Annotated in this window: 11 protein-coding genes and 1 pseudogene; 8 read left to right on the forward strand and 4 right to left on the reverse strand. The window is 58.0% G+C overall.

Going from position 1 to position 12,589, the window contains the following annotated elements; all coding sequences use genetic code 11:
* Nucleotides 1–333: 333 nt before the first annotated feature.
* From G6N74_RS30005 to G6N74_RS30015, 3 genes are read right to left on the reverse strand one after another with little or no spacing between them, the layout of a single operon-like run.
* Complete coding sequence (locus tag G6N74_RS30005; RefSeq protein WP_165121660.1) at nucleotides 334–1,455, reverse strand: amino acid ABC transporter permease; 1,122 nt, start codon at nucleotides 1,453–1,455, stop codon at nucleotides 334–336.
* A 2-nt stretch (nucleotides 1,456–1,457) separates the two neighbouring features.
* Nucleotides 1,458–2,654, reverse strand: a complete 1,197-nt coding sequence (locus G6N74_RS30010; protein WP_165121661.1) for an amino acid ABC transporter permease — start codon at nucleotides 2,652–2,654, stop codon at nucleotides 1,458–1,460.
* A gap of 60 nt (nucleotides 2,655–2,714) precedes the next feature.
* Entirely contained in the window at nucleotides 2,715–3,770 is a 1,056-nt protein-coding gene (locus tag G6N74_RS30015) for an amino acid ABC transporter substrate-binding protein (RefSeq protein ID WP_165121662.1), read from the reverse strand.
* Nucleotides 3,771–4,026: 256 nt separating this feature from the next.
* Here G6N74_RS30015 and G6N74_RS30020 point away from each other — a divergent pair, with 256 nt between their 5' ends.
* The 8 genes from G6N74_RS30020 to G6N74_RS30055 all read left to right on the forward strand — a co-directional run bounded on the left by G6N74_RS30020 (nucleotide 4,027) and on the right by G6N74_RS30055 (nucleotide 12,273).
* Entirely contained in the window at nucleotides 4,027–5,112 is a 1,086-nt protein-coding gene (locus G6N74_RS30020; RefSeq protein ID WP_165121663.1) for an aminotransferase class V-fold PLP-dependent enzyme, read from the forward strand.
* Nucleotides 5,109–5,570 (forward strand): RidA family protein, encoded by a 462-nt coding sequence (locus tag G6N74_RS30025; protein ID WP_165121664.1) that lies wholly within the window; start codon nucleotides 5,109–5,111, stop codon nucleotides 5,568–5,570. Before G6N74_RS30020 ends, G6N74_RS30025 begins: the two co-directional genes overlap by 4 nt.
* Before the next feature lie 64 nt (nucleotides 5,571–5,634).
* Nucleotides 5,635–6,300: a helix-turn-helix transcriptional regulator gene (locus tag G6N74_RS30030; RefSeq protein WP_165121665.1), complete on the forward strand. Its 666-nt coding sequence runs from the start codon at nucleotides 5,635–5,637 to the stop codon at nucleotides 6,298–6,300.
* Between the two features lie 676 nt (nucleotides 6,301–6,976).
* Nucleotides 6,977–8,137: a mandelate racemase/muconate lactonizing enzyme family protein gene (locus G6N74_RS30035; protein ID WP_246246075.1), complete on the forward strand. Its 1,161-nt coding sequence runs from the start codon at nucleotides 6,977–6,979 to the stop codon at nucleotides 8,135–8,137.
* A gap of 15 nt (nucleotides 8,138–8,152) precedes the next feature.
* Nucleotides 8,153–9,139 carry a Bug family tripartite tricarboxylate transporter substrate binding protein gene (locus G6N74_RS30040; RefSeq protein ID WP_312857952.1) on the forward strand — a complete coding sequence of 329 codons (987 nt, stop codon included), beginning with the start codon at nucleotides 8,153–8,155 and terminating at the stop codon, nucleotides 9,137–9,139.
* 95 nt (nucleotides 9,140–9,234) lie between these two features.
* The gene (locus G6N74_RS30045; protein ID WP_165121667.1) at nucleotides 9,235–9,726 is read left to right on the forward strand and encodes a tripartite tricarboxylate transporter TctB family protein; all 492 of its coding nucleotides are present in this window, start codon (nucleotides 9,235–9,237) and stop codon (nucleotides 9,724–9,726) included.
* 13 nt (nucleotides 9,727–9,739) lie between these two features.
* Nucleotides 9,740–11,239 (forward strand): tripartite tricarboxylate transporter permease, encoded by a 1,500-nt coding sequence (locus tag G6N74_RS30050; protein ID WP_165121668.1) that lies wholly within the window; start codon nucleotides 9,740–9,742, stop codon nucleotides 11,237–11,239.
* A 101-nt stretch (nucleotides 11,240–11,340) separates the two neighbouring features.
* Nucleotides 11,341–12,273, forward strand: coding sequence for a LysR family transcriptional regulator (locus G6N74_RS30055; RefSeq protein ID WP_165121669.1), 933 nt, complete (start codon nucleotides 11,341–11,343; stop codon nucleotides 12,271–12,273).
* Nucleotides 12,274–12,453: 180 nt separating this feature from the next.
* On the opposite strand, the pseudogene G6N74_RS30060 reads toward G6N74_RS30055, so the two are convergent.
* Nucleotides 12,454–12,589, reverse strand: a pseudogene (locus tag G6N74_RS30060) (IS6 family transposase); the annotation flags it as partial.

A 12,589-nucleotide genomic window follows, 5' to 3' on the forward strand; every position in this document is an offset into this window, starting at 1 on the left:
GATAGGCTGCACCCTGCACGATCATTTCGATCAAAACCGAATCAAGGTCCGAAATGCGCCCCATACCGCCAACTAATTGACCAAGCGGAGGATTTACAAGCCCTGCTCCTGACTCCCTGACGCAATAGATGAGACCGGATTAAGCTGTGGAATTCTCGATCCAGCGTTCAAATTTCCCACTGCATCTTTTGCGACAGCTATCATCATTTATCGGCACCAGGTGGCTAACCTTCCAATTCCGCACGCCAACAACATCGGTTAATGGGCAAGGACCCGATAGTGCTCTCCACGGATCATACGTTAACGCGCGCTCCGTGCCTTGTGAATCGCAGATCAGTGGGAGGTCTTTAAGCGCCGTTCCAGACTCTGCCCATAGCGCGACATGGCAAAGCAGAAACAAAAATAGATCAGGGCGACGAAGAGATAGGCCTCCGTGCCAAAGCCTTGCCACGCCGGTTCGGCGACGGACCGCTTGGCGGCATTCAGGAGGTCGAAAATGCCGATGATCATGACCAGCGACGTGCTCTTGAAAAAGGCGATGCAGAGGCTGACGATTGGCGGCAGAACCAACCGCAAAGCCTGCGGCACCACGATGAGCCCCATTTTCTGCCAATAGCCGAGGCCCAGCGAATCGGCAGCTTCCCACTGGCCCTGATCGACAGCCTGAAGCCCTCCCCTTATCGTCTCCGAAAGATAGGCCGCTGCGAACACGATGATGGCAAGTTGCGCGCGCAAGAGTTTCGAAAAGGTCATGCCGTCGGGTAGAAACAACGGAAACATCAGGCTCGCCATGAACAGAACGCTGATCAGCGGAATGGCGCGGATCAACTCGACATAGAGCAGGCAGATCAGCCTCGCGGTGGTGTTTGTTGTCGAGATACGGCCGAGCGCCACGACGATCGCCAGGGGAAAGGCTAGTGCGATGCCGAAGGTGGCTAAGATCAGCGTCACCGGCAACCCGCCCCAAAGGTCCTCTGAAACGACCGACAAGCCAAATATACCGCCGCGCATCAATATCGCCACCGCGCCAAGCCCGACGATCCAGATAGCGACCAGCAACCGTTTCCACATGCGCCGGTCGGCCGAAACCAGGTACAGGGCCACGAAAACGCAGATGCAGATGGCGGGCCGCCATTGCTGCTCATACGGATAGAGCCCGAACAGGATGAACCGGTACTTCTCCTGAATAAGCGCCCAGCACGCCCCGGCGGTTTCCATGCGGCATGCTTGGGTATCACTGATGGCAGCCCCGGGCAAGGTCCATACCGCTCGGATAACCGCCCAATCGAGGAACCACCACGCGAACTTCCCAATGATGACGAGGGCGACGATCGTAACCAGCGTCGAGGACCATGAGCTGAACAGGTTCTTTTTTGCCCAGGCCAGCGTTCCCGTTGGCAAAGGCGGTGGGAGGATCGGTGCCGCCTGGGTTTCATCCGTCTGCTGTATCGCCATGATCAGCGCACCACCAGCACGACGCGCGCGTTGTACCAATTCATGAACAGGCTCACGCAAAGGCTGACGGCCAGGAAAGCCAGCATGATGATCGCCACACCTTCAACCGCTTGCCCGGTGTCGCTGAGCATGGTGGTGACGATGGCGACCAGATCCGGATAGCCGACAGCGACCGCAAGCGAGCTGTTTTTGATGATCCCGAGATATTCGCTGGTAATCGGTGGAACGATGATACGCAGCGCCTGCGGCAGGACGATCTTGCGCAGCGTCGTTCCGTTGCGAAGGCCCAGAGACCGTGCAGCCTCCCATTGCCCGCCGGGCACCGCGAGTATTCCGGCCCGCACGATCTCGGCCACGAATGCCGACGAATAGATGGTCAGGCCGATGACCAGAGCGGAGAGTTCGGGCGTCAACGCGCCCCCGCCCCTGAAATCAAAGCCGATAAGTTGCGGCGCCTGGACCGCCGTGCTCGCCCCGCTGAATTGCAACATGGCGAACGGCAGACCGACAATGAGGACCACGGCGAGCGGCCAGATCACGGGTGAACTGCCGATGCGCTCGCGACGGCGACGGCTCCACCGGGAGGCCCATATCGTCACGCCGACACCGAACGCCAATGCGAGCCCTATCCACATGTGCCAGGGATCAGGCTCCAGCGTGGGAAAACGGATGCCCCGGTTGGAAACAAAAACGCCGTCGACCAGATTGAGCGCACGTTTGGGTGGCGGAAGCTGCAGCAGCAGCTGATACCAGAACAGGAGCTGGAGCAGCACCGGCACATTGCGCAAGGCTTCGACATAGGCGCCGCAACTGCGCGACAGCAGCCAGTTGGGCGACAGGCGCCCTATCCCCACGAATGTACCCAGAATTGTCGAGAGCACGATCACGATGAATGACACCGTCAGCGTGTTCAGAAAGCCGATCGTGATGGCACGTCCATATGTGCTGATGCCTGCCGAGTATTCCAGCCAGGAGTTGGGGATAGGCAGGCTGTTCGGGCGCCACAGAAAGGCGAAGCCGGTCGTGATGCCGCGCGCCCTCAGGTTTTCGATCGTATTGTCGGCCAGGAACCAGACGACGGCTATCAGCGAGAAAACGATGAAGGCTTGCGTGAACAGGCCACGCGGATCGGCAAAGGCGGCTTTCAGACGGCCCTGCTTTACCTCCTTGCTATCCAAACGTTTCGCCGACCCGCTCATTTTCCGCATTCCTATGAGAGGCCGCCTACGAATTTGCGAGCGGCCAAGTCAGGATCGATCTCAGCGGAAAGGCGGGGCGTATTGCAGGCCGCCCTTGGTCCAGAGATTGTTGTAGCCGCGGTCGACGCCGATCACGTTGCGATCCCAGACCTGTCCGAGATTGCCCACCGCCTTGACGACATTGTAGGCCCAGTTGTTTTCGAGCCCGAGCGTTGCGCCAAGATCGCCCTCCTCGCCCATGAAGCGGCGAATGCGTGGGTCCTGCGATGCCTTGAACGTGTCGATATTGTCGCTGGTGATACCGTTCAGCTCGGCAGTGACAAGCGCGAAATGCGTCCAGCGGACGATATCGAACCAGCGTTCGTCGCCCTTGCGAACGGCGCCGCCGAGCGGTTCCGCGGTCATGCGTTCGGGAAGGATGACGAGTTCGTTGGCCTTGTCGCCCTGCGAAGCCTTGAAGCCGGCCAGCGAAGAACCATCCGAAGTATAGGCATCGCACCGGTCCGCCAGAAACGCCTTGCGTGCCTCTTCGCCTTCGCCAAGCACGACCGGTGTGTAAGTCATGCTATTGGCGCTGAAATACTCCTGGACGGTCAGTTCCGAGGTTCCACCGGTCAGCATGCAGATGCTGGCTCCGTTGAGCCCCTTGGCGCTATCGACCCCGAGCGACTTCTTCACGATGAAAGCCTGGCCGTCATAATAATAGATGTTCGGGAATTGCATGCCGAGCTGGCTTTCGCGCGTCATCGTCCAGGTGACGTTGGCGAACAGCACGTCCACTTCCCCTGACTGAAGACCGGTGAAGCGTTGCTGCGGCGAGAGCATCACCCACTTCACCTTCGACGCGTCGCCGAAAATGGCCGCGGCGACAGCGCGGCACTGATCCGCATCGATGCCGCGCATCACCCCCTGGCTGTCCGGCAGCGAAAATCCGGGGCTCGTGCCGATCACGCCGCAAATAAGCTCTCCACGCGCCTTTACGGCATCAAGCGTCTTGGACGGGGCTGGCGGCGCGGCCGCAGTCGTTTGCGCGATGGCTGGACCAGCCAACATCACACCCGCCACCGCAAGACCGAGAACGGCCCCGCGATATGCACTCAGTTTCGATCGAAACATGCTCTTCTCCCCTTTTCGGCCATGGAGCCCTTGCCCCGTCCGACATGCCGCAAGCCCGACGCCGCCGGGACAATTCTACTGGCCTGCCGTTTGGCCGAACGTTCATCCTCAACACGGTCAAGAATAACAAAGTTGTGCTGCATATCAACAAAATATTGATCACTTCAACAAAATATGGCAATTCCACAGATGTGCTCTCTGTGGAAGCGTGACCAGTATCGTCGGCGGTTGGTCCGGTAAGCGAGGTCTGTTTCGAATGACGATCGACATCGACAAGATACTCCGCGATTTTCCCTATCTCGACGAAGTGCTCTATCTGAACACTGCATCGACGGGGATATCCTGGCGCGGACAAGGGGCGGCGGCGGCCCGTTTTTACGACGGGATGCAGTCGCGCGGTTTCGATGGGCGCGACGACTGGCGCGCGCTGGCCGGACGTGTCCAGTTGCAGCTCTCAAAACTTCTCTCGGTCGAACCGGACGAGATCGGCTTTGTCGGCAGCACGACGGAAGCCCTCAATCTCGTTACGCAGGCAATGCCCGTAAAGAGCGGCGACCAGATCGTTTTCGCGGCGGACGAATTCCCCTCGCTTCGTCAGGCAATGGACGCCTTGCAGGCTAGAGGAGCCACACTCTGCCCCGTCGACATCACGGATGAGGAGCAGCGTACGGATATTCTCTGTAACGCCGTTCCTGGTGCGCGCGTCGTCGGCATGTCGCATGTCCACTGGCACAGCGGCACCAAGGTCGATCTCGGCCGTATATCGGAAGCATGCAGACGCGAAGGCGCTGATCTGATCGTGGATGGAATACAGGCGCTTGGCGCCACTCCGGTGGATGCCTCGTCCTGTCAGGTCTACGCCGCTTCGGTCTTCAAGTGGCTGCTTTCGGGCTTTGGCCTCGGCATCGTTGTCATATCACGGGATTTTCGTCGCAAGCTGACGCCGCTCTCTCGTGGCTACGCCAATCCCGTCCCGTCGAACGACATCCGCTACGGCCATATCAATTATCCGGGCCTCGCCGCATTTGGCGCAACGCTCGATTTCCTCGAGGGGATCGGCTGGAGTGCGATCATGGAACGAACAGCAATGCTGCGCGACCGCCTCATCGCCGGACTGAACGATGCGGGTGTGGCAATCGCAACGCCGCCAAATGCCGCAGCCGGGATAGTTTCGGCTCGCGCTCGCGATGCGGAGACGCTCGTAGTGCGCCTTCAGGAACGAAAGGTACGTGTTGAAGCACGCGGCAATCTCGTGCGCATCTCGCCCCATTTTTACAACACCGAGAGCGAGATCGATCGCTTTTGCGAGATTTTCGCCGAGCTTGGAGCAAAATCCTCATGACCATCGACGCGCGACTTGCAGAGCTGGGAATAACACTGCCGCCGGCACCGGCGCCGCTGGCAACCTATGCATCGGCAGCGCGCATCGGAAACCTTCTCTACATTTCCGGGCAAGGTCCGATCGCGGACGGAAAGGCCACGATCAAAGGCAAGCTCGGCGGCAGCGTCAGCGAGGAGCTAGGGGCGGCCGCGGCACGTATCGGCGTGATCAACTCGTTGGCCGTCATCCGTCAGGCGATCGGCGATCTCGACAAGGTTTCGCGTATTGTCAAACTCAACGGCTATGTGAATTGTATCGACACTTTCGAGCGCCAGCATATCGTGATCAATGGGGCATCGGAATTGCTCGTCGAAGTGTTCGGGGAACGCGGCCGACATGCCCGCGCTGCAATCGGCACGAACGCGCTTCCCATGGGCATCCCTGTCGAAATAGAATTGATCGTGGAGATTAGGGACTGAGATGCGCGATGCCTGAAGTACCAATCCTATGAGTGTTCCGAAGACAGCCCGGGAACGAGAGCTCGTGATCGATACTCTTCGGCATATTGTCGAGGGGCTTGGCTGCGCGCTGGGGCGTAATGTCGAGGTCGTCCTACACGATCTTGGCAAGCCAGGCGCTTCGGTCACCGCGATCGCCAATGGAGCGATCACCGGACGCACTATAGGTAGCCCGATCATAAGCGGCCCGTTCAACGATCTTGGCCTGAAGAAATTGCTCTCCGAGGAAGGGGCAAGCCCCGGGGAGAGCCATACCGTCGTTTCCGGCTACAAGACACGGTCGAAAACCGGCCACGATCTTGATTCAACGAGCGTCATCCTGCGGGATGGCGAAGGGCAGGCATATGCGGCGCTCTGCGTGAACGCCGACATGACTTCGCTTCGTCAGGTGCAAGGTTTCCTGAACGATCTTCTGGATGACGTCGGGCATGGCGACGACAAGACTGAGAGCGAGGCACCGCCGAATGTCGACTCGCTCGTGCAGGAGATCATCGAGGAAGGTATCCGGTCTACCCGAAAATCAGTGGCCATCATGACCAAGGAAGACAAGATCGATGCCGTCGATCATATGAACCGGCGTGGGCTCTTCCTCATACGGTCGAGTGTCGACATCGCGGCAGCCAGTCTCGGCGTCTCACGCTTCACCATCTACAACTATCTCGATGAACTGAAGCGATCAGTAAGAACATAGGTATCAGAGGCTGTATTTGACCGCGTTTCAAGAAGGAATAGGGCATAGGGAAGCCGCATCGGAATAGGCCCACTGCATGCGGCCCGCCCATCTTGACTCTCAGAACCTTGCGAGGCGGCCAAATTCCACAATGCCTTGATGCAATTTTAACCTGTAGCGGCCATTTCGCAATACGAGAGATCAGCCAGTTAGAGCTGCGACTCTCACCTTTCTGGCGCTGACAAATCTGAGCCATGAAAGGAAGGCAGACGATTTCACTTCTTGTTGTGGCCCGTCATGCCTTGTGTCGTCACATAGAATGCGCAGCATCATCTTGAGGCCGTCCAGAAGATCGCGAGCGACGCGATTGTCATCACACGCACGCGCCAATCGGCGTCTTCTCGCACGGATGGATCGACTATCGCAGGGCTTCAATTCCATCCTGCATCTTATGCGACTTTTCGAGCAAAATCTGTGACGACGTAATGGCATCGATTACCTATTTGCCACTAAGTCACTTCATTCCAAGAGCGGCCATTCTGCATGCGTCCTGAGTAAGTCATCACGTCTCCTCTACGCGGCCGCCGGCTTCATATCTCATTAATGAGTTATCTCCCACATTTTCTGATGAATCCTGAAGATTAATTCAATTTTCTGAGAGCCTCATATCGCTATTGTGCCTACGTAGGAGGCCATGATGCTCAACGAAACCATGCTTTACAAAACTTCTGTCGCAGCGCCTCGGCAGCGGATTGCAAGAATCTCTATTCACGATCTGAAGGATATTCCGATCGCCCCGCCACCCTATCGTGATCGACCCAACACGGAAGGCGCCCTCCTCCTCGAAATGGAAACGGATGATGGCATCATCGGCTGGGCGACGAGCGGATATACACATCCGGTCGCGATCGAACTGATCGAGAAATACCTTGCGCCCCGCATTATCGAGGAAGGCGTTGATCCGTTCCGTACAGACCGTATTCCGCAGCTTTTCGACCGCCATACATGGGAGCGGCCGTTGGGCCGGGTGCTCATTTCGGCTATGGCGATGATCGACATCGCGTGCTGGGACATTAAGGGAAAAGCGGTCGGTCGGCCGGTACACCATCTGATTGGCGGCGCGCGCGACCGTGTGCCGGTCTATATCACACATGGCGCTGCCTATGACGGGGCGCCGGTCTATAGCCGTGAAGAACTGGCCGCGGAGGCGGCCCATCTCGTCTCGCTCGGCTATACACACCTGAAAAACACAGTCGGTCGCCAAGCGATCCCCGACCCTATCGACGATTACCATAGGATGGCGGCGATGCGCGAGGCCGTCGGTGCGGACGTGAAGCTGTCGATGGATGGCAATTTGCGCATGACCCTTCCCGACGCGGTGCGCTTATGTAACCTGTGTGAAAAGCTGGACATAACGTTCATCGAGGAACCCGTCCACTATAACGAGCCGCGAAATCTAGCGCATCTGCGCAGCCAGACCAGCATTCGCGTCGCCGCCGCCGAGAACGAGCACTACAAGGCGCGCGATTATCTGGAAGCGGGCTCTGTCGACTATCTTCAGCCCAACATCAACAATGACGGCGGGCTTACCGCAAGCCTGAGAATCGCAGCCCAGGCCCGTGCTTACAATGTGCCGCTCAGCCACGGTAACGGCAACGGCCCGCACAACATCGCCCTCCATGCTGGCGTTCTGAATGGCGGCCTTGTGGAGTATCACTTCCATAAGTGGATGACCTACAACGCGCTCTTCGAGGAGGTTCCACAGCCGGACAAAGGCTGGTTGAACGTGTCGCAGAAACCCGGATTCGGCCTCGAACCGAAAGACGGGATCATCAAGGAATACAAACGGAATAACTAGTGCCTGAACCCGCCGGTGGTGACGCGCTGCCCCGGCGATAAGACCTTTGGGAGGAAATTAATGCGTAAATCCATATTTGCCGTGGCCATGGCGGCCTGCGGCCTCTTCGCCACTTCCGCCATCGCAGCCGATTATCCCGAGCGGGACGTCACGCTGATCGTGCAGTCTTCGCCCGGCGGCGGTTCGGACATAATTGCCCGAACTATCGCGCGAATCGTCAATGAAGGGAAACTAAGTTCCACGCAGATGCTTGTCGAAAACAAGCCCGGCGGCGGCGGCGCCATCGCCTACAACTACGTGGCGCAGCGCAAAGGCGACCCCTATGTCATGGGCACTATCGCGACAAGCTTCTTTGTTGCGCCGCTGATGGGTCAGTCGCCTGCAAAGGTGGAAGACTTCCAGCCCATCGCCGTTATCGCGGGCGATCCGTTCATTCTCGTCGTGGAAGCCAAATCGGGCATCGCGACGCTGGATGACATCAAGGCCAAGAAGGTGCTGCGCATCGGCAACACTGGCCCGGTAACCGACCCTGCCCTGCTGGCGGTTTCGCTCGGCAACGAACTTGGCATCGAGGTCCGCCCCGTTCCCTTCAACGGCGACGGCGAAGTCACCACCGCTCTTCTGGGTGGACATATCGATCTGCAATTCGGGAATGCTTCCGAGGTCATGGCACAGATCGAGGCGGGCCGCCTGAATCCGATCGCAGTGACTTCGCCGGAAAGACTTGCTTCCTTGCCCGACGTGCCGACGTTCAAGGAGCTCGGTTCGGACATCGAACTGATGCTCTATCGCGGCGTGGTGATGCCAAAGGATATGCCGGCAGAGGCGGTCGCATTCTGGGAAGACGTGATGAAGAAGGTTTCAGAAAGCGATATTTGGAAAACCCAGTATGTGGAGCGTAATAACTCTGTGCCGCTTTATTGGGATGCGGACGAATTCGCCCGCCGGGTACCCGAGATCAGCAAGCTTTACGCAGATTATCTAACAACCATTCAGAAATAGCGTATTCGATGTGCTCCGGGAGGCCGATGCGATTGGCGCAGCCATTCGCCGGATTGCGGAGCACATCGACATGCAACACGCATCGGGAGGTACGAGTGCGAGTGCTTACGGCCGAAAAACTCTTCACATCGCTTTTTGCGGCGTTTGCCGTGTTCCTCCTGTGGCGATCCTATGACTACGGCATCCTTTCCAGCACGATAACCGGACCCGGTTTCTTTCCCGCGATCGCGGGTACCCTGATCCTGGTCAGCACCGGTACTTCCCTTTTTTCAAAGGTGAAGGGTGGCGAGAGCAAGATTCTCGACGAGGACAGTGCCGGGAATGCCGACGGACCTGGAACCCGCGTAGAGGTCTCTCGTGTCGCCGTCCTTATTGGCGTCACCGCGCTGTTCATTGTCCTTGCACCTTACGTGGGCATGATCGCGCTCACCCCGTTCTATGTCTTCGCCTGTTTCCTGGCGCTTGCGCCCGATTTCAGGCTGGCGCGCCTCGGCGTTGGCGGAGGCACCGCAATCACGTTCACGCTTCTGGCGTGGGCGATCTTCGACAAGGCCCTCGGTGTTCCGATGCCGCGCGGGTTCTTTTGATTGAGGACCGGAAATGGAAATCTTTTCTGATCTCTTCTTTGGCCTTTCGGTGGCGACCAGCAGCCCTATGCTGCTAGCCACCTTGCTGGGTGTCTTGTTGGGCCTCGCCATCGGGGTGCTGCCGGCGATGGGACCGCCAGCCGCCCTTGCGATCCTGCTTCCCATTGTTGTGTCCTTCGAGCCGACGGTGGCCGTCGCCGGCCTGGCTGGCGTCTACTATGGCGCCATGTACGGCGGCGCGGTCACCTCGATCCTGCTCGGCATTCCCGGCGAGAGCGCGGCCATGATGACCACGCTTGACGGCTACCCGATGGCGAAAAACGGTGAAGCCGGGCGCGCCCTCGGCATTGCCACCTTCGCCTCCTTCGTCGGCGGCTTCATTTCCATATTACTGTTCACCGCCATCGCTGCACCCTTCGCCGAATTCGCCCTGCGCTTCGGACCGATCGAGATGACCGCGCTCATGGTGATGACGCTGATCTTTTCCACGTCTCTCGGTGGAGAAGACAGGGCTAAGGGTTTTGCGGCTCTCGGCCTGGGACTGTGGCTTGGCACGGTCGGGCTCGACATCGTCAGCGGTTCGCCGCGTTTCAACTTCGGAACCTTCGAACTGCTGGAGGGCATCGAGTTCACCGTCATCGCAATCGGCATGTACGGCGTCGGGGAAATCCTGGCGAGCGTGAATGAGACCGCGCCCAAGGTCGCCCGCGCGCGTTATACGCTGAGGGCGCTTCTGCCGCGCATCAGCGACATGTACAAGACATGGAAGGACCTGATCGTCGGCTCGGTCATCGGCTTCGTCGTCGGCGTGTTGCCGGGCGCCGGCGCAACGGCGGCAACGATCTTTTCCTATTCTTTCTCGAAGAAAATTTCGCGCCATCCCGAAAATTTCGGCAAAGGCGCTCCCGAGGGCATCGCCTCCCCTGAATCTGCGAACAATTCGGCCTCCTATGCGGCCATGATACCGCTCTTTACCCTCGGCATTCCGGGTTCGGGAACCACCGCGATCATGCTGGGCGGACTGCTGATGCTCGGCCTTCAGCCCGGCCCGCTGCTTTTCGAGCAGAATCCGGACTTTATCTGGCCGGTGATCGGAACCTTCTACACGGGTAACCTGATGCTCGTCGTGCTCACCATCCTGCTCACCCCGATCCTCGCCTCGCTGGTCTTTATCCCCGCCGCTTATCTCTTCCCGATCGTGCTGGGGATCGTCGTCTACGGCGTGTTCAGCGTCAATTACTCCTTCTTCGATCTGGGCATGGCTATGGGGTTCGGGCTACTCGGATATCTGTTCCGCAAATTCAGCTACCCCTCCGTTCCAGTGCTTCTCGGACTGGTTCTGGGGCCGATCCTGGAACAGAACGTGCGGCGCTCGCTTATTATGTCGAATGGCGATATCGGCATCTTTGCCAGCAGCACAATTTCGGTCGTCTTTCTGCTGCTTTCGGCCAGTCTGCTGCTGTTGCCAATGTTCAAATGGGCGAAGGCACGGTTGAAAAAGGCAGGCGTCTAAAATGCCGCCAATCTGCGAGAACCGCGCGCTCCGCTTGAAGGCGGGAGGGGTCTTGTCTATCACGGAGTGGGTAGGCATGCCCAGCTGAGGCCGGAGCGATAATGATCAAACCGCGAACTGTTCACGATCTCGCCCATGTGAACCTCAAGCTCGTCAGTACATTCGTCTGTGTCGCGGAGTTCGGCTCATTTCAGGCCACTGCCAAGGCGATGGGACGTTCCCAGTCTGCGATCTCAATGCAGATCAAGGAATTGGAGGCGCAGGCCGGAACCCAGCTGTTCCTGCGCACGACACGTCATGTGGAACTGACGGCGGCCGGCAAGATGTTGCTCGATCAGGCGCGTGCGTCGATCTCTGGTCTTTCGATGACGTTTCGCCATATTAAGGAAGACATCGATTTCCGGCGCGGCCATGTTCGCATCGCCTGTTCGCCCACCTACGCTGCGGCGCGCCTGCCCTACATCATTAAGGCGTTTAAGGATGCCTTTCCCGGCGTGAAGGTCTCCATTGGCGAATATAAGTCGGCCGAGATCCTGAATGCCTTGAAGCAGGACAAGGCGGATTTCGGCGTCGGCCCCGAACTCTCAGACCCTGAGATGACATTTGAATATGGTCGTGCCGAGCCGCTTCTTGCAGTTGTTCCCAATGAGTGGATTCAGAATGGTGAAGACACTGGAACTATAGCCCTTGATATCGTGCTGAGCCACTCCCTAGTCATGTTCTACCCAAACACAGTAGTGCATCAGATTATTTCCGAGGCAGCGGAAGAAAAGGGTTTGGCATTCACGGTAGAATATTACTGTATACAGGGGGAAACGCTGCTTGCATTTGCAAATGCAGGCATCGGGATTGCAATCCTGACCGCTTCTATCGCCGATATTTCACGCGTCAGGAACTGCAAGGTTCTGAGGATAATCGAGCCTGAATTGTACCGGCATTTTACGATGATCACCCGCAAAGGGATGACATTACTGCCTGCGGCGAAGCATCTTTACGGCCTAATTTCGAAAGATATAACCAGCCAACCCGGCTAACCCTGCCGAGATGACGCCTGTAGAAGGAGTTGCCCAAAAGGCTTCAAGCTGATTTCTACTGATCCGCTTGTTGGTGTCGTCTTCGGGAGGCCGCCGTTCGGCTACAGCGAGCAAGAGCCCTATTTTGGGTTTTGTTGCAACGGCTGACTGGAAGCTCAAAGAGGCCTGATCTGAGGCCAATTATGCGGCAAGAATTGCGAACTGTTCGGCCAAGGATAGATTCGGATTGAAGGCGTATCTCGCCTGTCGCTTGCGCATCATATGGACCATCTCGATGCCGGACAGGATGATCGCGGCTGATGCCTGTGATTTGAAA

This window comes from Mesorhizobium zhangyense, assembly GCF_011045115.1.
GTDB lineage: Bacteria > Pseudomonadota > Alphaproteobacteria > Rhizobiales > Rhizobiaceae > Mesorhizobium_M > Mesorhizobium_M zhangyense.

What these genes read in the sequence shown, in the direction of transcription:
- G6N74_RS30005 (WP_165121660.1), bottom strand. Translation starts at nt 1,455, where the DNA reads ATGGCGATACAGCAGACGGATGAAACCCAGGCGGCACCGATCCTCCCA.
- G6N74_RS30010 (WP_165121661.1), bottom strand. Translation starts at nt 2,654, where the DNA reads ATGAGCGGGTCGGCGAAACGTTTGGATAGCAAGGAGGTAAAGCAGGGC.
- G6N74_RS30015 (WP_165121662.1), bottom strand. Translation starts at nt 3,770, where the DNA reads ATGTTTCGATCGAAACTGAGTGCATATCGCGGGGCCGTTCTCGGTCTT.
- G6N74_RS30020 (WP_165121663.1), top strand. Translation starts at nt 4,027, where the DNA reads ATGACGATCGACATCGACAAGATACTCCGCGATTTTCCCTATCTCGAC.
- G6N74_RS30025 (WP_165121664.1), top strand. Translation starts at nt 5,109, where the DNA reads ATGACCATCGACGCGCGACTTGCAGAGCTGGGAATAACACTGCCGCCG.
- G6N74_RS30035 (WP_246246075.1), top strand. Translation starts at nt 6,977, where the DNA reads ATGCTCAACGAAACCATGCTTTACAAAACTTCTGTCGCAGCGCCTCGG.
- G6N74_RS30050 (WP_165121668.1), top strand. Translation starts at nt 9,740, where the DNA reads ATGGAAATCTTTTCTGATCTCTTCTTTGGCCTTTCGGTGGCGACCAGC.
- G6N74_RS30055 (WP_165121669.1), top strand. Translation starts at nt 11,341, where the DNA reads ATGATCAAACCGCGAACTGTTCACGATCTCGCCCATGTGAACCTCAAG.